The 23,827-nt window shown below is 51.0% G+C and carries 21 protein-coding genes; 9 read left to right on the top strand and 12 right to left on the bottom strand.

Annotated elements, in window-relative coordinates:
• Positions 1 to 38: 38 nt before the first annotated feature.
• The 9 genes from FRZ59_RS11680 to FRZ59_RS11715 all read right to left on the bottom strand — a co-directional run bounded on the left by FRZ59_RS11680 (position 39) and on the right by FRZ59_RS11715 (position 9,345).
• Entirely contained in the window at positions 39 to 314 is a 276-nt protein-coding gene (locus FRZ59_RS11680; protein WP_132129119.1) for a hypothetical protein, read from the bottom strand.
• Between the two features lie 56 nt (positions 315 to 370).
• Positions 371 to 889 (bottom strand): hypothetical protein, encoded by a 519-nt coding sequence (locus tag FRZ59_RS11685; RefSeq protein WP_132129120.1) that lies wholly within the window; start codon positions 887 to 889, stop codon positions 371 to 373.
• A gap of 158 nt (positions 890 to 1,047) precedes the next feature.
• On the bottom strand, positions 1,048 to 2,469 hold the full coding sequence (locus FRZ59_RS11690; RefSeq protein ID WP_132129121.1) for a c-type cytochrome domain-containing protein: 1,422 nt from the start codon (positions 2,467 to 2,469) through the stop codon (positions 1,048 to 1,050).
• A 2-nt stretch (positions 2,470 to 2,471) separates the two neighbouring features.
• Positions 2,472 to 3,380 carry a sugar phosphate isomerase/epimerase family protein gene (locus FRZ59_RS11695; protein WP_225975040.1) on the bottom strand — a complete coding sequence of 303 codons (909 nt, stop codon included), beginning with the start codon at positions 3,378 to 3,380 and terminating at the stop codon, positions 2,472 to 2,474.
• A gap of 5 nt (positions 3,381 to 3,385) precedes the next feature.
• Positions 3,386 to 4,513: a DUF1501 domain-containing protein gene (locus tag FRZ59_RS11700; protein WP_262713118.1), complete on the bottom strand. Its 1,128-nt coding sequence runs from the start codon at positions 4,511 to 4,513 to the stop codon at positions 3,386 to 3,388.
• Positions 4,426 to 4,881 carry a DUF1501 domain-containing protein gene (locus FRZ59_RS19485; protein ID WP_262713119.1) on the bottom strand — a complete coding sequence of 152 codons (456 nt, stop codon included), beginning with the start codon at positions 4,879 to 4,881 and terminating at the stop codon, positions 4,426 to 4,428. The genes FRZ59_RS11700 and FRZ59_RS19485 overlap by 88 nt, the downstream gene beginning before the upstream one ends.
• A 7-nt stretch (positions 4,882 to 4,888) precedes the next feature.
• The gene (locus FRZ59_RS11705) at positions 4,889 to 7,660 is read right to left on the bottom strand and encodes a DUF1553 domain-containing protein (RefSeq protein WP_132129123.1); all 2,772 of its coding nucleotides are present in this window, start codon (positions 7,658 to 7,660) and stop codon (positions 4,889 to 4,891) included.
• Positions 7,661 to 8,003: 343 nt separating this feature from the next.
• Positions 8,004 to 8,339, bottom strand: coding sequence for a MerR family transcriptional regulator (locus FRZ59_RS11710; protein ID WP_132129124.1), 336 nt, complete (start codon positions 8,337 to 8,339; stop codon positions 8,004 to 8,006).
• A gap of 37 nt (positions 8,340 to 8,376) precedes the next feature.
• The gene (locus FRZ59_RS11715; protein WP_132129125.1) at positions 8,377 to 9,345 is read right to left on the bottom strand and encodes a M23 family metallopeptidase; all 969 of its coding nucleotides are present in this window, start codon (positions 9,343 to 9,345) and stop codon (positions 8,377 to 8,379) included.
• A 129-nt stretch (positions 9,346 to 9,474) separates the two neighbouring features.
• On the opposite strand from FRZ59_RS11715, the gene alaS reads away from it, so the two are divergent.
• The 6 genes from alaS to FRZ59_RS11745 all read left to right on the top strand — a co-directional run bounded on the left by alaS (position 9,475) and on the right by FRZ59_RS11745 (position 16,991).
• Positions 9,475 to 12,138, top strand: coding sequence for an alanine--tRNA ligase (gene alaS, locus FRZ59_RS11720; protein ID WP_132129126.1), 2,664 nt, complete (start codon positions 9,475 to 9,477; stop codon positions 12,136 to 12,138).
• A 119-nt stretch (positions 12,139 to 12,257) separates the two neighbouring features.
• Positions 12,258 to 13,145 (top strand): hydroxypyruvate isomerase family protein, encoded by an 888-nt coding sequence (locus FRZ59_RS11725; protein ID WP_132129127.1) that lies wholly within the window; start codon positions 12,258 to 12,260, stop codon positions 13,143 to 13,145.
• Positions 13,146 to 13,148: 3 nt separating this feature from the next.
• Positions 13,149 to 14,609 carry an Asp-tRNA(Asn)/Glu-tRNA(Gln) amidotransferase subunit GatB gene (gene gatB / locus FRZ59_RS11730; RefSeq protein ID WP_132129128.1) on the top strand — a complete coding sequence of 487 codons (1,461 nt, stop codon included), beginning with the start codon at positions 13,149 to 13,151 and terminating at the stop codon, positions 14,607 to 14,609.
• Between the two features lie 5 nt (positions 14,610 to 14,614).
• Entirely contained in the window at positions 14,615 to 15,142 is a 528-nt protein-coding gene (locus FRZ59_RS11735; protein WP_132129129.1) for a peroxiredoxin family protein, read from the top strand.
• 98 nt (positions 15,143 to 15,240) lie between these two features.
• A complete protein-coding gene (locus tag FRZ59_RS11740; RefSeq protein ID WP_132129130.1) occupies positions 15,241 to 15,927 on the top strand; it encodes a response regulator transcription factor in 687 nt (228 codons plus the stop codon).
• A gap of 23 nt (positions 15,928 to 15,950) precedes the next feature.
• Positions 15,951 to 16,991 carry a sensor histidine kinase gene (locus FRZ59_RS11745; protein WP_132129131.1) on the top strand — a complete coding sequence of 347 codons (1,041 nt, stop codon included), beginning with the start codon at positions 15,951 to 15,953 and terminating at the stop codon, positions 16,989 to 16,991.
• 21 nt (positions 16,992 to 17,012) lie between these two features.
• On the opposite strand, the gene FRZ59_RS11750 is transcribed toward FRZ59_RS11745, so the two are convergent.
• Positions 17,013 to 19,031 carry a right-handed parallel beta-helix repeat-containing protein gene (locus FRZ59_RS11750; RefSeq protein ID WP_132129132.1) on the bottom strand — a complete coding sequence of 673 codons (2,019 nt, stop codon included), beginning with the start codon at positions 19,029 to 19,031 and terminating at the stop codon, positions 17,013 to 17,015.
• A gap of 51 nt (positions 19,032 to 19,082) precedes the next feature.
• On the opposite strand from FRZ59_RS11750, the gene FRZ59_RS11755 reads away from it, so the two are divergent.
• On the top strand, positions 19,083 to 19,808 hold the full coding sequence (locus FRZ59_RS11755) for an RluA family pseudouridine synthase (protein ID WP_132129255.1): 726 nt from the start codon (positions 19,083 to 19,085) through the stop codon (positions 19,806 to 19,808).
• Between the two features lie 151 nt (positions 19,809 to 19,959).
• Here the strand turns inward: FRZ59_RS11755 and FRZ59_RS18615 are convergent, their stop codons facing one another.
• Entirely contained in the window at positions 19,960 to 20,502 is a 543-nt protein-coding gene (locus FRZ59_RS18615; protein ID WP_192901574.1) for a hypothetical protein, read from the bottom strand.
• A 151-nt stretch (positions 20,503 to 20,653) separates the two neighbouring features.
• Here FRZ59_RS18615 and FRZ59_RS11765 point away from each other — a divergent pair, with 151 nt between their 5' ends.
• Both FRZ59_RS11765 and FRZ59_RS11770 read left to right on the top strand, forming a co-directional pair.
• The gene (locus tag FRZ59_RS11765; protein ID WP_132129133.1) at positions 20,654 to 21,133 is read left to right on the top strand and encodes a hypothetical protein; all 480 of its coding nucleotides are present in this window, start codon (positions 20,654 to 20,656) and stop codon (positions 21,131 to 21,133) included.
• Positions 21,134 to 21,295: 162 nt separating this feature from the next.
• Positions 21,296 to 21,799, top strand: coding sequence for a cupin domain-containing protein (locus FRZ59_RS11770; protein WP_132129134.1), 504 nt, complete (start codon positions 21,296 to 21,298; stop codon positions 21,797 to 21,799).
• Positions 21,800 to 22,390: 591 nt separating this feature from the next.
• On the opposite strand, the gene FRZ59_RS11775 is transcribed toward FRZ59_RS11770, so the two are convergent.
• Positions 22,391 to 23,776 (bottom strand): type III PLP-dependent enzyme domain-containing protein, encoded by a 1,386-nt coding sequence (locus FRZ59_RS11775; RefSeq protein WP_132129135.1) that lies wholly within the window; start codon positions 23,774 to 23,776, stop codon positions 22,391 to 22,393.
• Positions 23,777 to 23,827: the final 51 nt, after the last annotated feature.

The following is a 23,827-nucleotide window of genomic DNA, read 5'->3' on the forward strand; positions in this document are numbered from 1 at the left end:
GTAGATGTTGGTAAATGATAGAATAAAAATAGGGAAAATCAGGGGGAATACAAAACAGCAAAGCCACCTTTTTCGAACGGGCATTCCAGGGCCAGTATATCGCCGCCTTTTACCTTGGTTTTTTTACCCCACTCCGCGGTTTCCAGCCCGATCCATTTCAGCCTGAATGTTTTCTGCTGCTCCTGAAGATCCAGTTCGACAGCTCCCCGGCCTGTGAAATATAAGACGTAAAATTTTCCTTCTTGCGCCGAAAGGAAGGCTTCGTTTTCTTTATTCTCTTTCAGCAGGTCCATGCGGGGATCGATTTCCCACATTTTTACGATCGATTCAATTTCCCGGATCGTCCGGATACAATTGAGGGAAAGAGAGCTTAGCCCCAGGCCGGAAGGTGGGCGGTGAAACCTGCTGGCGGCAAATCCGCCGGTAATATTACGGCAAAATGTCGATCAAAACGGTCACAAACTTCTTTTTGTACAATGATTTTTCGTTTGCTTGTTTCTTCCAGCAGCTTCTCAAACCGTTCCCAGTAAACCGGGTTCCACTTTTCCAGGTCGTATTTTCCGTCGGGATTCTGGTAGAATGCCCGCTCATTTCCCGCATCCCTGTCGCTCATGGTATTCCGGATATAATTCCCTCCGGCTTTCACAAGGCTGTCAAGATGTGAAGCAATATGCGGATGCTGGAAAAGATTGTCATTATCAGTAGCGCCCAGCAGCAGCAGGGGTTTGCCCTTGTATTGCCAGTAGGACGGATAATGAACAGAGGGCTGAATACCATTCCCCGCTTTGGAGCGGGATTTTGCGGTTTGCTGTGCCAGGCCGGCTTCAGGCCAGATAACAGGAAACACTATGAGCAGGAGGAGGACCGCTCTTAGCAAATTTTTGAACATCTCCGGGCGGTTTAGGTTGCCGCCGGCCTGTTCCGGCCTGCGGAATAAGCAAGTTAACAAATTTCAAGGGAAAAACGACCCTTGGGCTATGCTAAAGTAAAACGCGGCGCAGCTTGCAGTTAAGATACTGCACAGCATTATTATTACACAGACCGGATTTAGAATTGAACAGTATCTGCAGCCAGGAGGGGAAGGCGGTAGTTGCCCGTGTCCACCCTTAGTTCCGGCCGGTTATCTCTTAACTGCTGCAGGCCGGCGGCGCTGACCCCGGTTTGATAAAGATGCACTTCCTGCAGGGCAGTCAGGTTCTTCAGATGCTGCAGTCCCTGGTCGGTTACCTGCGTGTCATACAGGTTCAGAAATCCGAGGTTTTTGCTGGCGGCCAAAAAAGACAGTCCCTGGTCGCCCACATTGGTATGGGCCAGGTGAAGACGGGTTAGATTTTCCAGGCTTGCCAGGTTTTTCAGACCTTCATTGCCAATTTCGGTATTACCCAGGTCAAGCCATACGAGTTGCTCCTTCAAAGGCAGCAGGAGCGCTGTTTCGGCATCTCCGAAAGTCGTGTCATTAATGCAGCTTACCTGCAGGTAGGTGCTTTCCTGCGCAACGGGCAGCACTTTGATACCTCTTGCCCTGAGCGCTTCCAGGCTGCTTGCAGGGGCCGGCTCCGGGGCTTCGCCTTCCGGAAGAAAAGCATGGGCTTTCCCTGCTGCGCCGGACTCCAGGGCCAGCAATAGCGGCTTGATGGAATCGGGCTGGCTTATTTCCTTTACTTTTTTGTCGAAAGGCGCTCCTGAGGCAATCCACCAGTGAAGGAGGCTGATCTGCTCTTCGGTAAGCGGTGTCTTTCCCTTCGGCGGCATATGATCGTCGTGATCTTCCGGAAGCAGCAAGCGGCTGATCAGTTCGCTTTCCGCCGGTCTACCCGGAGAAAGGATAGGGCCTCCTTCACCGCCTTTCAGGATCATTTCCCTGGAATCCAGGCGCAGCTCGCCTTTCATCTTATCTTCATTGTGGCAGCTTACGCAGCGCTGGGATAATACCGGGAGGACCACCTCGTTAAAAACAGCGGCTTCCTGCACATCGGGGATTACCGGCAATTCTGCTGCCTGCAGCGAAGAAAGTCCGAATATGCCGCGCACCGGGCCAGGCAGGTTTTTGCTCAGGTAATCCGAACCATGCGTAAGCGAACCGCCGTAGTGCCCTGCGGCGGTAAGAAGGAGCATCAGGAATACGAGCAAGGGGAAATGAAGCGTGTTCATACGCGGAAGCAGCGTCGGAAAACGCTTCAGCAACCAGGCAAAGGTGGCGGCTGCGGCCACCAGGATACCCAGCCATTTATGCCAGGCAAGCGTAGTTTCATTATATCCGCCGCCAAGGGACAGGAAATAACCTGCAACGCAGGACAAAATAGCTGCGATGCTTCCTGCCAGCAGAATAGCTGGAACAGCAGGCCGGAAGGCCGCGTATTTTTCTTTCCTGGCGACCCACTCCAGCAGGAAGGCCATAATAAGCATACCGATGGGTAAATGCACCAGCAAAGGATGCCAGCTTCCAATGAACGAGATGATTTCTTCCATTACTATTTCTTGCCGTATCTTGCTTTCAGCAGGTTCATCATATATACGTTAATATCCCATTGACTGCTTACCGGCTGCCGGGTGTATGGCAGGGTGGGCATATAGTCCGGCGGGCCGAATTCAGGAGTAATGGTAAGCAGGCTGCCACCTTGTTTTATTTTAGCGCCCACTACGCCGTCCCACCATTCCAGGTGCTGTTCCAGCACGTCTTTCCATTCCGGGGCGCGGGGATCGTTCACCTGGGGGCCTTCCGGGAAGCCCACGCGGGTATGAATATGGTCCGTGCGGCTCAAGGCCAGCGAAACCGCCGCTTCCTGATCGCCGAGCATGGATTCGTGAACGTTGCACCAGTGAGAAATATCCAGGGTCAGGCGCAGGTCCGGTATTTTTTCCAAATATTCTTTGGTAATATGAGCGGCAAAACTGAAACGCCCCCGGTGGGTTTCATGCACGACGGGAATACCGCTTTCCCTGCTGATCGCTGCCGCCGCGGCGATCAGCGCCTGGTTTTGTCCAAAGCTAAAATGATCCTTCCCTGTATGACAGTTCACCAACACCGGCTTATAACTCACCACGCGCTGCAGGTTCTGCGTAAAATTATCCAGGTAGCTTTCAAAATCTTTCCCATTTCCGCTGTTCAGGAAAATGAACTCCAGGCCGTATTTTTCAAAAGCGCTGAACATGGCGGCCCGTTCTTCTTCGTTTCCCGGCAGCCAGGTTTCTACCCCGTCGTATCCGGCGGCCTTCGCCTTTGCGCAAAAGCTGTCCCAGGATTCCTGCATCCCCCAATTGGTACAGAAAAATTTGATTTTCAGATCATTAAGCTCCGAACCTGCGGGCAGTTGCTGACTGTTCGTCATGGTAGAAAGAGTAAGCATGGAAAGCATTAAAATAACAAGGATTCTGGTCATTGATCTCAGGCTATAATGGGGCGGACAACTTCCCCCGCCACATCGGTCAGGCGGAAAGGTCTTCCCTGGAATTCATAAGTTAGTCGTTCATGATCGAAACCAAGCAGATGCAGCATGGTGGCATGTACATCATGCACGGAAGTTTTACCACTCAGCGCTTCAAAGCCAATCTCGTCGGTTTCCCCGTAGCTGCCTCCCCGCTTAACGCCGCCGCCGGCCATCCAGATCGTATAGGCATCGGTATGATGGTCTCTTCCCAAAAAGGGCATTTCCTGGTTCCCCCGGTTTTCCTGCATGGGCGTGCGGCCAAACTCTCCACCCCAGACTACGAGGGTCTCGTCAAGCAACCCTCGCTGTTTCAGGTCCATCAGGAGGGCTGTCATGGCCCGGTCTATTTGCTGGCATTTGCTGCGGAAACCTACATTTATGGCCGTGCTTTTATCCGTGCCGTGACTGTCCCATCCCCAGTCAAATAACTGAACAAAGCGCACGCCTTTTTCTACCAGTTTACGGGCAAGCAGGCAATTGTTGGCAAAGGATTCCTGGCCGGGTTCCGTGCCGTATAACTCGTGGATATATTCCGGTTCGTCATTGATATTCATGACATCCGGAACGGCGACCTGCATTTTATAGGCCATTTCATATTGGCTGATACGGGTGATGATCTCCGGGTCGTGAAAAGCCTCGTACTCCTGCCGGTTAACTTCGTTAATGGCATTGATCGTTTGCTTCTTCAGATCGCGGTCAATGCCTTCCGGGTCGCTGATGTACAGCACGGGATCGCCTTTGGAGCGGCATTGTACTCCCTGGTAAACCGAAGGGAGAAAGCCGCTTCCCCATACGCTTTTGCCTGCGTCGGGAGTTTTTCCGCCGGACGTAAGGACTACGAAGCCGGGCAGGTTGCTGTTTTCCGAACCCAGCCCGTAGGTGACCCAAGAGCCAATGCTCGGTCTTCCCAGCCGCGGACTGCCGGTATGCATGAACAGCTGGGCGGGGCCGTGGTTGAACTGATCGGTATGTACGGCTTTAAGAAAGCTGACCTCGTCTACCACCTGTGAAAAATGAGGCAGGTGATCCGATACCCAGGCGCGGCTTTCGCCGTATTGCCTGAATTCGGCCTGAGGCCCCAGCATCTGAGGTACACCGCGGATAAAAGCGAACTTTTTCCCTTCCAGCAGGGAGGGGGGCAGGGTTTATTATGGAGTTTATGCAGTTCGGGTTTATAGTCGAATAATTCCAGCTGGGAAGGGGCGCCGGCCATGTGCAGGTAGATCACACTCTTTGCGCGGGGAGCAAAGTGCGGTATCTTGGGCGCCATGGGATTCGCCGGGTCTATGAGTGATGGAGCCGCTCCCGTACCTGCGATACTACTGCCGCATCCTGCCAGCAGCGAACCGAGGGCAATGCTGCCCATGCCGGCTACGCAGTCAAGCAGGAAATGCCGCCGGGTGATATAACTAAGCGCTTTCTGGTTGGCTTCTTTAAGTAATTTCTCGTTCATGACGATCTCATGATTTTGTTAAAAATTCGTCCAGGTTCATTATGGCATTCGCCACAATGGTGAGTGCTGCCCGCTGGGGAGTGGCCCCCGTGAGGTCCGCTTCGGCGGGAAGCATTAATAATTTCCGGGCTTCTTCCGGTTCTTCCTTGTATTTTTGATAGGCCTGCCGGTACAGCTTTTCCAGTACTTCCAGCTTTTCTTCGGGAATCGGCTTCAGCATGGCTCGCTGGTATCCTTCCCGGATGGCCGCTTTTATATCTTTATCGCCTGCCTGCTCCATTTTCAACGCCAGGCTTCGTGAGGCTTCCTGGTAAACCGGGTCATTCAGGGTCACCAGCGCCTGCAGGGGCGTATTGGTAGTGATCCGCTGTACCAGGCAAACTTCCCGGCTGGTGGCATCAAAGCTGATAAAGGAAGGGTAGGGGCTGGTGCGTTTATGGAAGGTGTAGACCGCCCGCCGGTACTGGTCTTCTCCTTCGCTGAGTTTCCAGTATTCCCCGCTGTAAACGGTTTGCCATACGCCTTCCGGCTGCCAGGGCATGACGCTGGGGCCGAACATTTTATCGCTTAGCAGGCCGCTCACCGCTAATGCCTGGTCACGCACCTGTTCGGCGCTCAGGCGGAAGCGGGGCCCCCTGGCATACCATTTATTATCAGGGTCTTTCCGGATCAGTTCCGGGCTGGCTTTGGAAGATTGCCGGTACGTGGCTGACATCACCATTTCCTTCAGCAGTTTCTTCATACTCCAGTCCATTTCGTTCACAAAGCGCAGGGCGAGCCAGTCCAGCAAGGCCGGATGCGTGGGCAAGCTTCCCTGGGAGCCCATGTCTTCGAGCGTTTCCACGAGCCCGCGGCCGAAAAGCTGTTCCCAAAAACGATTGACCATCGTTCTGGCTGTGAGCGGGTTTTCCGGGCTTACCAGCCATTGCGCCAGGCCCAGCCGGTTCCGCGGCGCTCCTTCAGGAAAATCGTTCAGTTCGTCCGGCACGTCCGGCTGCACGACTTCTCCCTTCACCATCCAGTTTCCCCGTTCAAATACCTGGGTAGTCCTGCTCATGTGCGGCGGGTTCTCCACCATGACCGGAACGGTAGACGGGTTCGCGTTAACTAGCTGGAAAAAGCTTTCCTTTATTTCCCCGTAGCCTGCTTCTCCTTCGCCGGGAAGGGGATCCCGGAAAGCCATCCACTCTACATAACATACTGATTGACGGGAGTCTATCGTCGGATTAATGAATACAAGGTACAAGTCATGCCTTCCTTCAACAGGTGTTACGGGAGCGGAAATAATTTGTCGTCCCTGGGTGGCGGGCAGGTCGATACTGGCGATGGAAGGGCCGGAAACGCTGTCCAGCCGGATCTCCATTTTCCCGCCGGAGGATCCTGTCCAGTAGTTAATATAGAAGCGTGAAGCTCCCCGGGTATCTACAGAAGGCATCCGGCAGCTGCCCTGGTGGCGGATACTCAGCCATTTGGTATCCGCCAGGGTTCCGTTTACAAATTCGTCGCACGTATGCGCATTTATTTTTGGTTCAAGTACCTTCAGGAACTGACCGACCGCATCCTGATCGGTCTTATCTCCATAGCGTGCCACCCAGCTTTTTATTTCTTCTACTTCTTTCTGCTCCTCTTCACTGTAGAAGCGAAGCTTGGGAAAATCGCCCTCTGTGTCTTCATCGCGCGTATTGTTGAAAAAGGCCATGAACTCATAATATTCTTCGAAATGAAAAGGATCATAGGTATGGCTGTGGCATTGAACGCAGGCGAAGGTTGTGCTTTGCCAAACCTCCCAGGTGGTATTGACCCTGTCAATGACGGAGGCGATCCGGTATTCCTCGCTGTCGGTCCCCCCTTCATCATTATTCATCGTATTCCTGTGGAAAGCAGTGGCAACCAGTTGCTCCCTGGTGGGAGTTGGAAGCAGGTCACCCGCCAGCTGTTCAATGGTGAATTCGTCAAAAGGCTTGTCTTCATTGAAGGCCTGGATTACCCAGTCACGAAACCGCCAGATTTCACGGGACCTGTCCTTTTCATAACCCTTGGTATCGGAATATCGCGCCATATCCAGCCACCAGGCAGTCCAGCGTTCCCCAAAATGAGGAGAAGCCAGTAGCGTGTCGACTATTTTTTCGTAAGCGTCTGCAGAATTATCGGCAAGGAAAGCCTCAACAAGATCCTCATCCGGAGGTAGCCCGGTAAGGTCAAGGGAAAGGCGGCGCAGCAACGTGGCTTTTTCGGCCTCAGGTGAGGGTTCCAGGTCCTTTTCCTCCAGTTTTTTAAGAATGAAGCGGTCAATAGGCGTTGATGCATTATCTTCCGTGCTACTGCTGAAGAAAGAAGCCAGCAGGCTGTTGTTTTCGGGTAGGCTCACCTTTTCAGGCAGTGTGTAAGCCCAATGTTTACCCCATTTGGCGCCCTGATCAATCCAGCGGGTAAGAATATCGATCTCTTCCTTACTCAGAGGCGGGTTCTTATATGGCATGCGTTCTTCAGGGTCTTCCGCTGTAAGACGGCGGATAAATTCGCTATGCTTTGCATCTCCCGGAATAATCGCCGGCTTTCCGGACTCCGTTGTATCCATTGCCTGCTCCCTGAAAAGCACGCTGAAACCTCCGTTCTGCTTTACCCCTCCATGACAGCTGATGCAATGTTTGTTCAGGATGGGCTTCACCTGTGTGCTGAAATCTACTTGTTCTTCCGGCCGGAATACAATTGCCAGGATGATCAGCAAAATAGCCAACGTGCCGCCTGCCAGTAATTTATTTTTTAAAGAGTGCCTCATCAAGCTCAAGAATATCGGACCTTGCTAAATTTACGTATTAATCTCAAAAGTAAACAGGGCGCTTGTTGAAAGCAATGGAGAATCCTGAGAGAATCATGGATTATTTTCCTGTTTTTCGGCTTCGGGGGTGCCGCTGCGCGGGGGTTTGGGGAGTTCGTACTCGTTCAGGCTGGATTCCGGTTTTGAAGGCGGTGGGTGGGCAGTATGCAAGGCTTCGATTGCCCGCAGCGAGCGATGTCAATTCGTGCGGCTCCGCTGCACAAATTGCCTGAACGAGTCCGGGCAATCAAACCGCACGCAGCGCGCACGCAGGACTTCTTGCCATTGCCCCCCGGAGCCGCCACTATAGCTCTTCCTTCAATTCCACTAAGAAACTGCGGAGTTTTTGAAGGGAGTCGAGAACTTTCTGGCGTTCAGATTCAGTGCCTTTGTTGCTTTTCAGGTATTCCTTGGCGCCCTGGAGCGTGTATCCTTTTTCTTTTACGAGGTGGTAGATGATCTTCAGGTTTTCGAGGTCTTCCTGGGTGAACAGGCGGTTGCCTTTTTTGTTCTTCCGGGGCTGCAGGATCTCAAATTCCTTTTCCCAGAAGCGGATCAGAGAGGCGTTGACGTCAAACATCCGGGCAACTTCCCCGATACTGTAATAAAGTTTGTTTATTTCGCGCTCTTTGTAAGGCATACTTCTTGTTTTTTCCGATTTCTCCGGCCAGGCTCCTCTAGTCAAAGGACTGATTGGCCTGCGAGGAGATTTTCAGCATGTGCTGATACTCCGCCGGCGTGAGATCATTGAAGTAAAAATGAACCGGGTTTACCGGCTTTCCGTTCTTATGTACTTCGTAATGAACATGGGGGGCCGTGGAAGTTCCGGAGTTGCCGACCAGCCCGATGACTTCTCCGCGTTTTACCTTCTCGCCAGGCTTTACGAGGATTTTACTCATATGCCCGTATAAGGATTCATAGCCGTATCCGTGCTGAATCACCACATGGTTCCCAAAGCCCCTGTCGGTTTCGGCCTTTTTTATTGTGCCGTCGCCGGTGGCATAAATCTCTGTGCCGCGCGGGGCGGTGAAATCCATCCCGTAATGCATCTTTGCCGTTTTATAAATAGGATGGATGCGCATACCGTAACCGGAAGCCATATGTTTCAGCTTTTTGTTGGAAATAGGCTGGATGGCAGGCACGGAAGCAAGCATTTTGTGTTTGTTCTTTACCGAGTTGATCAGGAAGTCGTAAGACTTTGACTGGACGTACAACTGCCTGGAAAGTTGTTCGAGTTTTTCCGTCGTACTGACCATGAGCTTTCCGTAATCGAAATTTTCAAGGTGTTTGTAACGGTTGGTACCGCCAAAACCGGCCTGCCTCACTTCCAGCGGAATGGGCTCCGCTTCGAAAACCACGCGATAAATATTGTTATCGCGATCCTGGAGGTCGTTCAGTACCACTTCCATTTGCTGCATACGGTTCTGCAATATATCATACTGGAGTTCCAGCTGGCTGATTTCCCGTTTCAGGCGTTTTTCTTTGGGCGAATCCAGGTAGGAATAAGCGATCGAAATGATGATGGCAGAAAAAACCGCAACTGCAGCAAAAAAACCGAAGATGCGGTAAGCCTTCCTGGATATACTAACTTCTACCTTTTCGTATTTTAACGTATGGGTATTGTAATAGTACTTTACCTTATTCATTGAAGGTCCGGTTCGTTTAAGGTCCTAAAGATAGACAAACTTTTTGAGATGCAAAGCCTTGAGCCGGTTGGATTTCAATGCTAAATCCAAAATAAAAGGCTAATTTTGCCGGCAAATTTTCTGTAAAAAATGACTTCTAACGAGATAAGGAGCGCTTTCCTGGATTTTTTTGCGGCCAAAGGGCATGAGATCGTCCCATCCGCCCCCCTGGTGATCAAAAATGATCCTACCCTAATGTTCACCAATGCGGGAATGAACCAGTTCAAGGATATTTTCCTGGGCGTAAGATCGCCCGAGTGGCCTCGTGTAGCGGACACGCAAAAATGCCTGCGGGTTTCGGGCAAGCATAATGACCTGGAAGAAGTAGGTTATGATACCTATCATCATACCATGTTTGAAATGCTCGGGAACTGGAGTTTCGGAGATTATTTTAAGAAGGAGGCCGTTTCCTGGAGCTGGGAGCTGCTTACCAGGGTGTACGGCCTGCCGGAAGACCGGCTGTATGTCACCATCTTTGAAGGAGATGCAGGGGAATCCCTTGTAAAGGACGAAGAGGCGCTTGAGTGCTGGAAACAGCATATTGCCCCGGGCCGCATACTCGAAGGAAGTAAAAAAGATAATTTCTGGGAAATGGGTGATACCGGCCCCTGCGGCCCCTGTTCGGAAATTCATATTGATCTTCGTCCTGATGCGGAAAGAGCGTTGCTGGAGGGGAAGGAACTGGTGAACAGGGATCATCCCCTGGTGGTGGAGATATGGAATAATGTTTTTATCCAGTACAACCGGAAAGCGGACGGAAACCTTGAAGCGCTTCCAACAAAGCATGTAGATACGGGCATGGGCTTTGAGCGGCTTTGCATGGCGCTGCAGGGCAAGACTTCCAGCTATGATACGGATGTTTTTCAGCCACTGATCCGTTACATTGCCGACCGAAGCGGGAAAGAATATGGGAAAGACAAGATGGAGAGCGTGGCCATGCGGGTAATGGCCGATCATATCCGCGCTATTGCCTTTGCCATTACGGACGGGCAGCTGCCGGCTAATACCGGGGCCGGTTACGTGATACGGCGGATCTTGCGCCGCGCACTGCGTTACGGGTTTACTTTCCTGGGCTTTAAAGAACCTTTCCTTTACCAGCTGACAGACGTGCTGGCCGGACAGTTCAACGGCGTGTTCAGTGAGTTAACGGAGCAGAAGGAATTCGTGAAGAAAGTAATCCAGGAAGAAGAGGCGGCATTCCTGCGAACGCTCGCCGGCGGAATACAACGCTTTGAAAAGTACGCGGAAGAGCTGCAGGCTACGTCCGCTGAAGCCGGGCAAACCGCGGGCGAACAAGCTGCCGGAGGAAAGGTAGAAGGCGCATTCGCCTTCGAATTGTACGATACGTATGGTTTTCCTGTGGATCTTACCCAATTGCTGGCCAGGGAGAAGGGCCTTGAAGTGGATATGGAAGCTTACCGGGAGGCGCTTGAAAAGCAAAAGGCGCGGTCCAGAACAGCTACTGCCGTGGATACCGGGGACTGGGTAGAATTATTGCCCGGCATAGAAACAGCATTTGTAGGATATGATAAACTGGAATGCGAAGCCCGCATTGTTAAATACCGGAAAATAACCACCAAAGGAAAAGAGCAATACCAGCTCGTACTTGACCAGACACCTTTCTATGGCGAAAGCGGCGGTCAGGTAGGCGATACGGGTGTGCTTTCAAATGAAAGCGGATCGGTCCCGATCATCGATACTAAAAAAGAAAATAACCTGATCGTTCATTTTTCCGAAACGCTTCCGGCTCAGCCTGAAGCTGGTTTCCGGGCAATTGTCGATCAGGCTAAGCGTCGGGATACGGCAGCGAATCATACGGCCACGCACCTCCTGCACGCCGTCCTGAAAGAGGTACTGGGCGCTCACGTACAACAGAAGGGCTCCCTCGTAAATCCGGAATACCTGCGTTTTGATTTTTCTCATTTCTCCCGCCTTACCGAGGAGGAACTGGCAGCGGTGGAGCGCCTGGTCAATGAAAGGATCCGCGAAAACATTCCCCTGGAAGAACGCCGCTTTGTTCCTTACCAGGATGCGCTGGAAGAAGGCGTTACCGCATTGTTCGGCGAGAAATACGGGGACCTGGTCCGGGTGATCACCTTTGACCCGGATTTTTCCCGGGAACTTTGCGGAGGCACGCATGTGGCGGCGACCGGGCAGATTGGATTTCTAAAGATCACCTCCGAAAGCGCGGTGGCAGCGGGAGTTCGCCGCATTGAAGCCATCACGGCGGAGAAGGCCGAAACCTACGTGAATACGCAGCTGGCTGTTTTAAAACAGGGCCGCGACTTATTGAAGAACCCCTCCGACCTGTTGAAAAGCCTGCAGGCCTTACTGCAGGAAAACCAGCAGCTGAAAAAGGAAAAGGAGCAGGCGGTGCTGCAGCAGGCGGCCGGGATAAAAGACGAGCTGCTTGCGGGTATGGAAGAACTTAACGGAGCCCGGCTGATTGCCCGCCAGGTACAAATACCCTCTGCCGAGGCAATCAAAAGCCTGGCTTTCGAGCTTCGCAGCGCCGTAGATAACTTATTCCTGGTACTGGGCGCCGAACTGGACGGGAAAGCGCATCTGACGGTAATGATCTCCGACGCACTTGTGAAAGAAAAGGGCCTGAATGCCGGGGCCATTGTGCGGGAACTTGGCAAAGAGATCCGCGGCGGCGGCGGCGGGCAGGCTTTTTACGCCACCGCCGGCGGCAAGGACCCGGGCGGCCTGCAGAAGGCCCTGGACAAGGCCAGGCAGTTCATTTTACCTTAGAAAGCCAATCCGTTTGGGTGGGTGTCAATTATGAACTTCAGGTGAGCGGCGAGCCGCTTTGTTTTCTGATTCAGAAATTACCGGTTTTTATGTAAGTTTGGCCGGCAACACTTTATAAAATGACTATTTCAAGACGACAGGCGCTGGGAAAAATGGCTGCGGGAACCGCTGCATTAATGATTTCCGACACGCTTTCCGGCCGTTTGTCGGCTGCTGATAAAAAACTGGACCCCAAAATGAAAGGACGTATTAATCATTCTGTATGTAAATGGTGTTTTCCTGATACCAGCCTGGAAGACCTGTGTAAGGCCGGCAAGGAGTTAGGGCTGCAGTCTATTGAACTTTTGACGGTAATTGATTTTCCTTTACTGCAGAAATACGGGCTCGAATGCGGGATGGTTAGCGGCGTTCCGGGAGGAATTCCCCAGGGCCTTAACCGGATGGAGAACCATGATAAGATCGTTGAATTTTTTGAGGAGCATATTCCCCTGGTGGCCGCATCCGGCTTTCGCATAAAGAACATCATTTGTTTTTCAGGGAACAGGGACGGCATGGACGAAGAAGAAGGGTTGGAAAATTGTAAAAAGGGGCTGCAGCGCATTATGCCGCTGGCCGAAAAACATAAGGTGACCGTTTGCATGGAACTGCTCAATAGTAAGGTGGACCACCCCGACTACATGTGCGACCATACTGCCTGGGGGGCGGAGCTGGCAAAGAGCGTGGGATCGGAGAGTTTTAAATTGCTATACGATATTTACCATATGCAGATCATGGAGGGGGATATGATCCGGACCATACGGGATAATCACCAGTACATCGGGCATTACCATACGGCTGGTGTGCCGGGCCGGAACGAAATTGACGAATCGCAGGAAATTTATTACCCGGCCGTGATGCGCGCCATCGCGGAAACGGGATTCAATGGATATGTGGCCCAGGAATTCATTCCGAAAGGAGAGGATAAACTGGGCGCCCTGGCGGCAGGGATCAAATTATGTGATGTATAGTTTATGACGGGAAAGGTGTACAGCAGGTACGAGGCCGTGATCGGTCTCGAAGTACATGCGCAATTGTCTACCCAAAGCAAAGCGTTTTCTACTGATCCGGCGGCGTTCGGCGGTTTGCCGAATACTCATGTAAGCCCCGTATCGCTGGGCCATCCGGGCACGCTTCCGGTCGTGAATGAAAAGTTGCTCGAATATGCGGTGAAAATGGGCCTGGCCACACATTGCAGCATCAGGAAGGAAAGTTTTTTCGCACGCAAGAATTATTTTTATGCTGATCTGCCTAAAGGGTATCAGATCACCCAGGATACGATGCCTGTCTGTTATGATGGTTTTATCAGGATAAGCCTGAAAGACGGCAGCCACAAGCAGCTTCGCATTCATCGTATCCATATGGAAGAGGATGCGGGAAAGAGCATGCACGATCAGGACCAGCATAATTCACTGATTGACCTGAACAGGGCAGGTGTTCCCCTGATTGAGATTGTTTCCGAGCCGGATATCCGCAGTGGCGAGGAAGCCGGCTTATACCTTGCGGAAGTACGGAGGATACTCCGTTACCTGGAGATATGCGACGGGAATATGGAAGAGGGAAGCATGCGCTGTGATGCCAATATTTCCGTGCGCCTGAAAGGGGAGGCCCGGCTGGGCACCCGCTGCGAGGTTAAGAACCTGAATTCCATCCGGAACGTGCAGCGGGCCATTGATTTTGAAGCCCGCCGCCAGATCGATATCCTGGAATCAGGCGGAAGTATTGAACAGCACACTCTCAACTTCGATCCTGATTCGGGGGAAACTACGCCGCTTCGGGCGAAGGAAACAGCTAACGATTATCGTTATTTTCCGGAGCCGGATATGCCGCCCCTGCTGCTGACCGAAGAGTACATCCAGGAGATACGGGCGACACTGCCTATGCTGCCGGAAGAATGGCAGCAAAAGCTGATAAATGAGTACAGCCTTCCCGAATATGATGCACAGGTGCTGACCGAAAGCAAACGAATGGTATTGTATTTCGAGTCCATGACAGCAGAAACGCGAAACTATAAGGCCGCCGCGAATTGGCTGATGGGGCCGGTGAAATCCTTTCTGAATGAAGAAGGGCTGGGCATGGCTGGCTTTCCTGTTCCTGCGGCCAGCCTGGCGGGGCTTATCAACTTAATAGACGAAGGAAAATTAAACTATTCCGTTGCCGCTCAGACGGTATTTCCGGCCATGTTGAAAGATACTTCAGCCGGTCCGGCGAGCTTAATCGAAAAACTCGGCGTCGGAATAGATAACAGCGCTGACCAGCTTACCGGCTTTATCGAAGAAGTGATTGCCCGTTATCCCGATAAGGTGAAGCAATACCAGTCGGGAAAGAAGGGGTTGATCGGGATGTTCATGGGCGAGGTGATGAAACTGAGCAAGGGAAAGATCGATCCCAAAGCCGCAAACCGGCTGATGGCGGAGAAACTCGAAAAAGCCTGACTAATATGTTAAAGCCTTATGTCTGGATACTGATCCTGGTATGCTTCTCCTGCGGAGGAGCCGGAACCCGTGAAGCAGAACAGGCAGGGAAAGAAATTCCTGTGGGCACTGAAGTGGGCCAGCGTGCGCCTGAGATACTTCTTCCTGATCCTGATGGAAAGGAAATAGCGCTCAGCAGCCTTCGCGGGAAAGTAGTGCTGGTGGATTTCTGGGCCTCCTGGTGTGCCCCCTGCCGGCGGGAAAACCCAAATATTGTAGCCCAGTACCAAAAATATAAAGACAAGGGGTTTACCATTTACTCCGTTTCCCTGGATTTGAAAAAGGAAGACTGGGTCAAGGCGATTGAAAAGGACCATCTCGGGTGGCCTTATCATGTCAGCGATCTGAAATTCTGGTATTCCGAGCCGGCTGCCGTTTACGGTATCGATGCCATCCCCGCAAACTTTTTGTTGGATGAAGAAGGACTGATTCTGGCGCGGAACCTACGCGGGGATCAATTGTCGGCTTTTTTAAACAAAATGTTCTCTAATTAGGTTATTCTCATTAATTTAAGATTAGGATTTAACAATAAATTAATGCGTCGTTAACAGTATGTTGCATTTGGCGCCTTACTTTTACCAAAAAATGCAATATGACAACAGGGAAGCAGAGAATACTGATTGTTGATGATGAGCCGGATATTCTGGAACTGATCGAGTACAACCTCAGGAAAGAAGGTTACCAGGTTTTTTCGGCCGGAAACGGACAGGAGGCGATCAGTATGGCGAAAAAGGTTCTGCCGGAAATGATCATCCTGGATATCATGATGCCCAAGATGGACGGTATTGAAACCTGCCGCACGTTGCGCGCGCTTCCGGAATTTAAAAACACCTTTATGGTATTCCTGACGGCACGCAGCGAGGAATACTCCGAAATAGCCGGATTTAATGTCGGGGCCGATGATTATATTGCCAAACCTATCAAGCCCCGCGCCCTGCTTAGCAGGATCAACGCGATATTAAGACGGAATTCTAATGCGGACGAATCCCCTGCTGATAAGCTGGAAATAGACGACCTTGTAATTGACAGGGAAGCCTATCTGGTGTTCCAGGCCGGGAGAAAGACGGTCCTTGCCAAAAAAGAATTTGAACTGCTGTACCTTCTTGCTTCCAAGCCCGGGAAAGTGTTCAGCCGGGAGGTGATCCTGAAGAATATATGGGAAGATTCGGTGGTGGTCACCAATCGTACCATTGACGTGCATATACGGAAGATCCGGGAAAAGCTCGGCGACCATTACGTGACCACCATAAAGGGGGTCGGCTATAAATTCGAAGTGTAATCGGTATATTCGAAGTATAATTTATGATCAAGAATCCTACTCCGCGGATGCTGGCATTGTTCACCGCATTGCTGATTGCCCTGGTGGTAGGTGTACTTAGTATTGTCTACAGGCTTACTTTTATTCAAGGCCTCCTGGTCATGGCCGTTGTTACCCTGGTGGCGTATATACTGATCTATTATTCCCTTGAATATTTTATTTACCGAAAAATCAAGCTGATCTATAAAAGCATTCATCAGCTCAAGACACAGCGGACGGATTCCGCTTCCGTTCCTTATTTCGGGGATTCCAGCGACGATCCTATTGCGGCGGTTGCCTCTGACGTGCAGGAATGGGCGGAAGCCCGGAAAGGAGAGATCGAAACGCTGAAAAAGACCGAAGAATACCGCAAGGAGTTCCTGGGAAACGTAGCGCATGAGCTGAAAACGCCTATTTTTAATATCCAGGGATACATTAATACGCTGCTGGACGGGGCGATGGATGACCCGGAAGTGTTGCGGCATTTTCTCAATAAAGCCGCCAAAAGCGCCGACCGCATAGCCGACATGGTGGATGACCTGGAAGCTATTTCTAATCTTGAATCCGGCCGGGAGTCCATGGAGTTTGAAATATTCGACATTAATGACCTGATAAAGGATGTCTTTGATTCGCTGGAATACATGGCCAGCCACAAAAAGATCATTCTTGACTTCAAGGAAGGCTGCAATTACACCATGATCGTGGAAGCAGATAAATACCGCATCAGGCAGGTGCTGGTGAACCTGATCACCAATTCAATCAAATATGGCCGGCAAAACGGCAAAACACTCGCCGGTATGTATGATATGGATGAAAACGTGCTGATCGAGATCACCGACAACGGCCTGGGTATCGGCCCCGAACATCTTCCCAGGGTATTCGAGCGTTTTTACCGCGTGGATAAAAGCCGTTCCCGGATTGAAGGCGGTACCGGCCTGGGGCTTTCCATCGTGAAGCATATTATCGAATCGCACGAGCAAACCATTAATGTGCGAAGTACGCCCGGGATTGGCACCACCTTCGGGTTCACTCTGAAAAAGGCTTAATGGTCGCAATATGGACATTTCTTATTGCTTTTTCTGAGGGCCGATCTTATCGAAAGGAATGGGCTGCAGGCCGTAGCTTTTCAGAAAACGGGGCGAAAGATAATCGCTTAACTCCTTTTTTTCTTCACGGGAAATTAAATGATTGCCCGCGGCCACCTGATCCTGACCGTTTTTAAACAGGGACTTTGCCCCAATGGCCAGGTTGTTCCTGAGAATATTGACATCCGCGTTTTCCTTTAAGCGGGCAAGTTCCGGGTACTTCTGCATGTATGCGGGGGAAGTGATATCCACTTCTTCATACAGCTTTTTCTTCATTTGCGGTTTGTCCAGTTCCCTGAGCCAGCGATCCTTTCCCCATAGGGTGAAGCTGACCGCATACTGGCAATCCAGGAACAGGTTATTGTCTATTATATTATCCTTGCCGCCATGTATCTGAACACCCCCGAAGTTTTTGGATCCGCACCTTTCGAAAATATTGCCGTACACGGTGTAACCGGAAATCATGTCATCCAGCCGGACACCAGCCGCCCCGGCATGTGAGCCTCCGGTAATGTCATGCCAGTAATTATATCGAATTATGTTTCCCCGGTAAGTGGGATTGTACCAGGCATCCAGGCCGCCCTGGTCATCCGATTCATTTACCACATGCCCGATCTCATTGAATTCGACAAGAAAATCATTTCCCTCCAGGCGCATGGCGGATGAGGAGGAATATTGGAAACGATTATGCCTTATGCTATTGCCGCACCCCTGCATATACACCGCCGGTTCGTAGGTCCGCTTGAAGAGAGAGAAATGCTCGACAATGCAATGTTCCACATAATGCCCGCCCGGCTCCAGCGTGGCCCGGTCGCCGCCGATGACCCGGAGCCCCGAGTATCCCAGGTGCCCGAGGTATGTTCCGCTGACGCCGTGGTGCGATCCGCCTTCAATATGGATCCCGTCGGTTCCCAGCCGTTCCACGCTGCAGTTTTTGACCAGGTTACGGGACCCGCCTTTTATCAGGATGCCGCTTCCCCGGCTTTCCTGGAAGTAAAGGCCTTCTATTTGAAGATAAGACGCATCGTTCATCTCCACCATATAAGGCTGGTCATATATGGTCAGGCTTACCGTGGGGCTTGATGCCATGTCTACGGGCGGATACCAGTATAATTTGCCTTTCCGGCGGTCCAGGTACCATTCTCCAGGCTGATCAAGTTCGGAAAGAATATTCATGCCGAAAAAATTGAGCTGATCTTTGTAACCGTATCCGTGGTAAGGTTGCCTGATATAAATGGTATTGGCGCCGGCGTCAATCCTTTCTACCTCGTGATACTGCTCGCTCCAGTCCCAGAACCAATATCCTCCCAGGCGAATATCGGGGGAAGTTGCCCATTTATCTATCCTTTCGTCCAGGTATTCAAAAATGCCCTCTTTGGTTCCTTTTTCCCCGGTCCATACCTCCGGAAGAGGTGTTTTTCCCTTTGCCTTCCCTGAACGGGTAAAGCCTTTGTTCGGCCATCTGGCCAGCGTTTGTAATTGCTGGTTGCAATATAACGCCGGCCGCCGGCCCTTTTCGGCAGGATCGCCGTAATTGGTAATTCCTGCTGCTGCCAGGTCGCGCACATAAAGTTTTCGCCGGATTTCGGGATTAACATGCTGAAGAACCTCCTGATCTTTTACCGGCTCCCAGTTATCCAGCGCGACGCTTCCGGTAAAGACCGGCGTTTCGCCTTTTACAGCCTTATAGATGACAGGCGCGCTTTCAGTGCCGGCATCTTCTTTATTAAAAATAACAGGATGCTGCAGATAATAGGTGCCTCCCTGTATAAGCACCGTAACCGAAGGGCGGTTGTCAGCCGGGAGCTGCCTGATGACGTCCCGGGCTTTCTGAATGGTTTTGAAAGGCAATTTCTTTGTTCCCTGACCGGAATCGTTTCCTCGGGCAGAAACGTAATAGGTGATTTCTTTTTCTAAGGGTACCGGATTTGTCCGTACATTGAAGCCGGCAAGAAGGTAAATGAAAAAACAACCTGCAAAAAGGGGTAGTATTTTATTCATGTTATTAAAGGTAGCTATTTTGCATTATTTTTGCCGTTCTTAAAAATGTCCATGAAAATTCCGCCGTTTAAAGAGCTGATCCTTTTTGAGAACGATGATCTTATCACCGTAAACAAACCTCCCTTTCTTTCCACGCTGGACGAGAGAAGCGGGGAAGGTCAAAGTATGCTGCGCCTGGTAAAGAGTTACCACGAAGATGCCCAGATATGTCATCGCCTGGACAAGGAAACTTCCGGGGTGCTTCTGATAGCCAAGCATTCTGCGGCATACCGCCATTTTTCCATGCAGTTTGAACACCGGGAAATGGATAAAGTATATCATGCCGTCCTGGAAGGAATTCATGATTTCAAGGATCTGCGGGTGAACCTTCCTATTCAGAACCTTGGAAAAGGTCACGTTAAAATAGACCGGCGCGAGGGCAAGAAAGCGGAAACCATCTTCAATACCGTCCGTTTATTCAGGCATTATACCCTGGCGGAATGCCGCCCGCTTACCGGCAGAATGCACCAGATACGCATACATCTGGCTACGCAGCGGGCCGTGATCTGCAATGATGAGCAATACGGTGGAAAACCTGTTTACCTTTCTTCCCTGAAACGGAATTACCACCTGGGAAGGGGGGAAGAAGAGCAGTCAATCATCATGCGCTTTGCCTTACATGCCTTCAGCCTTTCATTCAGACTCATGGATGATGAGAAAAAAACGGTAACCGCGCCTTATCCCAAAGATTTCGCGACCCTTCTGAAAGTACTTGACAAATTCGACGGAATTTCCTGAAAGGGTATTCCGGCCGTGGACTTGCGGAGAACCGCCTGTTTCCTTTTCGCAGGGAGAAAACGCCTGCGGCCCCATTTTCCGGGGCCGCAGGCGTTTTTTTGTTTAAATATATTTTTTATGCACTACGTTTACAGCGCGCTTTTGATCAGGACTAAAAGCTTCTTGGTCTGGGGCGGCTGTTATTGTCGCCGGAGCCGCTGCTGCCCTGATTTTCGCGCGGAGCGGGTGTCTGACGGGGCCGGGATTCGGGCCTTGATTCAGGACGCGGCTGAGGCCTTGCTTCGGGCCGAGAATTATCGTTATCCCTTGGCCGGGGCCGGTTTTCCGGCCTTGGACGGGGGCGTGCATCGTTGCCGTCCTCTCTTGGACGCGGCCTTGCGTTCCCGCGGGGATCATGTTCCCTGATATGGTAATAAGGATACCCGTCCGGCACGTACACCCTTACATAACGCCCCAGCCGGTCGTAATAGTAAGGCGGCAGGGTGCTTGAATATAACCAGCTTCCATCAACCAGGTAGAAATACCTGCCTGTGGTAAGGTCATAGTACACATCGGTGCCGGGATAATAATAATAATACCCGGGGCGGTTTTCATAATAACTTCCGGGGTCACGCGGCGGGCCATAACCTTCTTTTCGGACTGCGCACCCGGCCAGCAGGGCCAGGGCCAATACGCCTAATAAATATTTTTTCACTGTAAGTTCTCCTTTATGTCATTTGTTACTGATATAACGCAACCAGAATGCCATTGTGCTACTTAACATGTAACAATTAGTTTGTAATTACTGGTTTTTCGGTATTTCGGGAATTCGCCGGCTTGCTTACTTTTGCCTGCAAACAATCATTATGAAAAAGTTATTCTTAACCTTAACAGCTATTGCAGGCATGCTTCTGAGCCTGCAAAACACGTCTTTTGCGCAAGATGCTGGTACTGAGTACAATACCGCTATCGGCCTGCGTGTAGGAGACATTGATTTCCGCGGCGTTGGCATTACAGGAAAACATTTCTTTTCTCCCAATAATGCGGGGGAAGCGATCCTGACATTCTATGACACCGCATTCTTTATCAGTGCGCTTTATGAGTTTCATAAAGAGATTCCAAATGCGGAAGGTCTGAAATGGCTGGCCGGCATTGGTCCGTTCCTCGGCATCCCTGACGGTGGAGGCGATGCAGGTTTCGGCGTTTCTCCCATAGTGGGGCTGGATTACAAGATCAATGACGTTCCGCTAAATTTCGGACTGGACTGGAGGCCGCACTTCCTGTTTACTCCTTCAACTGAATTTGAAGCAAGCAGCCTGGGACTCTCCATTCGCTATGCTTTTTAATTGATGTCATGCCGCCTGCCGAAGAACATGCCGCTGGCGAAAGGGAAGGAATGACCGGATGATCAAAAATGATCGCCGGTCATTCCTGTTTTTGCCCGAAAAACCGGAAGAAAGAAGTATTTTTGACACAAATACCGCGGGCGCGGCGCTTAATTAATAACAATGCATATCGAAGACCAAAAAGCAGCTATTTTCAGGAAAACTGAAAAGGAATTACAGGAGAAAGGATTTTCTATCCGTCAGCAAGACATGACAAGGCCCTGGGGCGGATTTTTTGTGATTGAGGAAAGCCAGGCACAGGCATTTGCCGATGCGTATTTTGATGGAATAAAGGCAGACGACCTGAAAATATCCGGGAAGCTAAGCCCCAAAATATTGCTGGTAGAACCGCAGAAGCGGCTTTCCTGGCAGTATCACCATCGCCGTGCTGAAATATGGAAAGTGCTGAACGGAACTGTGGGAGTGGTAACCAGTGATACGGACGAAGAAGGGGAATTAAAGACGCTTCATCCCGGTGACCTGATCACGTTAAAACAAGGTGAGCGCCACCGGCTGGTAGGACTGGATGGCTGGGGTGTGCTGGCCGAAATATGGCAGCATACTGATGCTTTGTATGCTTCGGATGAACACGACATAATCCGCCTCCAAGACGACTACAACCGGTGACGGGGCTGTTATTTCATCCCTGGACTGCTTTGAAAAATGGTCACGTGGCGCTGCCACGCTCACATTTTTCGCATTGCCAGGAATAAAATAACAGCCCCGTCAGGGGGTATGGTGCTTGTTTTATGGGCGCATGGTCGCTTTGCTCCATGCGAGCGGGGGCGCGTTTCGCTTCGCTTACGCTACGAAGAGCGTAGGGGCGCGTTTCGCTTCGCTCACGCGTTTGGAATGCGGGGGGCGTTTCGCTTCGCTTACGCTTTTGCATGCGGGGGTGCGTTTCGCATGGTCGCTTTGCTCCATGCGTGGGCGCGTTTCGCTTCGCTTACGCTACGAAGAGCGTAGGGGCGCGTTTCGCTTCGCTCACGCGTTTGGCATGCGGGGCGCGTTTCGCTTCGCTTACGCTTTTGCATGCGGGGGTGCGTTTCGCATGGTCGCTTTGCTCCATGCGAGCGGGGGCGCGTTTCGCTTCGCTCACGCGTTTGGCATGCGGGGGGCGTTTCGCTTCGCTTACGCTTTTGCATGCGGGGGTGCGTTTCGCATGGTCGCTTTGCTCCATGCGAGCGGGGGTGCGTTTCGCTTCGCTTACGTGGGGGGTTATATGTAGCCTAGGATTTTTAGGACTTGTTTGCTGTTTTGTTCTTCGCCGAAGACTTCGTAGTTGAAGGTTTCGTCGCGGTTGCGGCGGATGAGGATGTGTTTGGGGGTGGGGAGGAGGCAGTGATGAATGCCTCCGTAGCCGCCAAGGGTTTCCTGGTAGGCGCCGGTGTGGAAAAAGCCGATGTATTGTACTTTGCGTGTTTTGGGCATAAATACGTTGTTCATATGGGCTTCCTGGTTATAGTAATCCTGTCCGTCGCAGGTAATGCCGCCCATGTTTACCCGTTCGTATTCTGAATCCCAGTTATTGATGGGCAGCAGGATGTAGCGCTGGTTCAGGGCCCATACGTCAGGCAGGTTGGTGATAAAGCTTCCGTCCAGCATCAGCCATTTTTCCCGGTCATTCTGCAGTTTCCGGCCCAGCACCTTGTACAGGATGCCGGAGGCTTCGGCGACAGTATATTTTCCGAATTCAGTAATGATATCCGGTTCCATTACTTCGTGTTCGGCGCAAATCTCCTTAATGCGTTTGATGATTTCGTTTACCATGTATTCGTAATCAAAATCGAAGATAAGGGAGTCTTTGAACGGCATTCCGCCGCCTATATCCAGCATCGAAAGATGAGGGTTCACCTTTTTGAACTTGCAATAGAGGGTAACGCATTTTTCCAGCTCGTTCCAGTAGTATTGGGTATCGCTGATGCCTGAATTGATAAAGAAATGCAGCATGGTCACCTTGAAGTTCGAGTGGCTGGCAATCTTGTTCTGGTACAGGTCAACGATATCTTCGGCGCGGATGCCCAGGCGGCTGGTATAAAACTGGGAATCGGGCTGCTCTTCCGTGGCAATGCGGATGCCCAGGTTGCATTCCATGTCCAGCTCATCATCGTAGAAATTGAACTCTTCCTTGTTGTCCAGGATAGGAATGATGTTTTTAAACCCGTCGTGGATCATATCTACGATATATTGTTTGTATTGCTGGGTTTTAAATCCGTTACAAACAACATATACCTCTTTATTAAGGACGCCTTTTTTCTCCAGCGCATCGATCATGGACATATCGAAGGCCGCAGAGGTTTCCAGGTGAATATCATTTTTGAAGGCTTCTTCTACGATATGACGAAAATGGGAACTCTTTGTACAATAACAATATCTGTATTTACCCCGGTAATTATTATTTACGATGGCACGCTGAAACCAAAGTCGGGCCTGCTGGATCTTCTTGGTGATAATGGGCAGGTAGGTGAATTTCAAGGGGGTGCCGTACGTTTCGATCAGCTCCATGAGGTTGATATCATGGAAATACAACTCGTCTTCATACACTTCAAAGCCTTCCTGGGGGAAACCTACGCTCAAATCAAGAAATTCTTGGTAGCTTTGCATCTCTTTTTAAATTTGGTTTGCAAAGATATAATTCTATCTAAACAATAACCG

This window comes from Anseongella ginsenosidimutans, assembly GCF_008033235.1.
GTDB lineage: Bacteria > Bacteroidota > Bacteroidia > Sphingobacteriales > Sphingobacteriaceae > Anseongella > Anseongella ginsenosidimutans.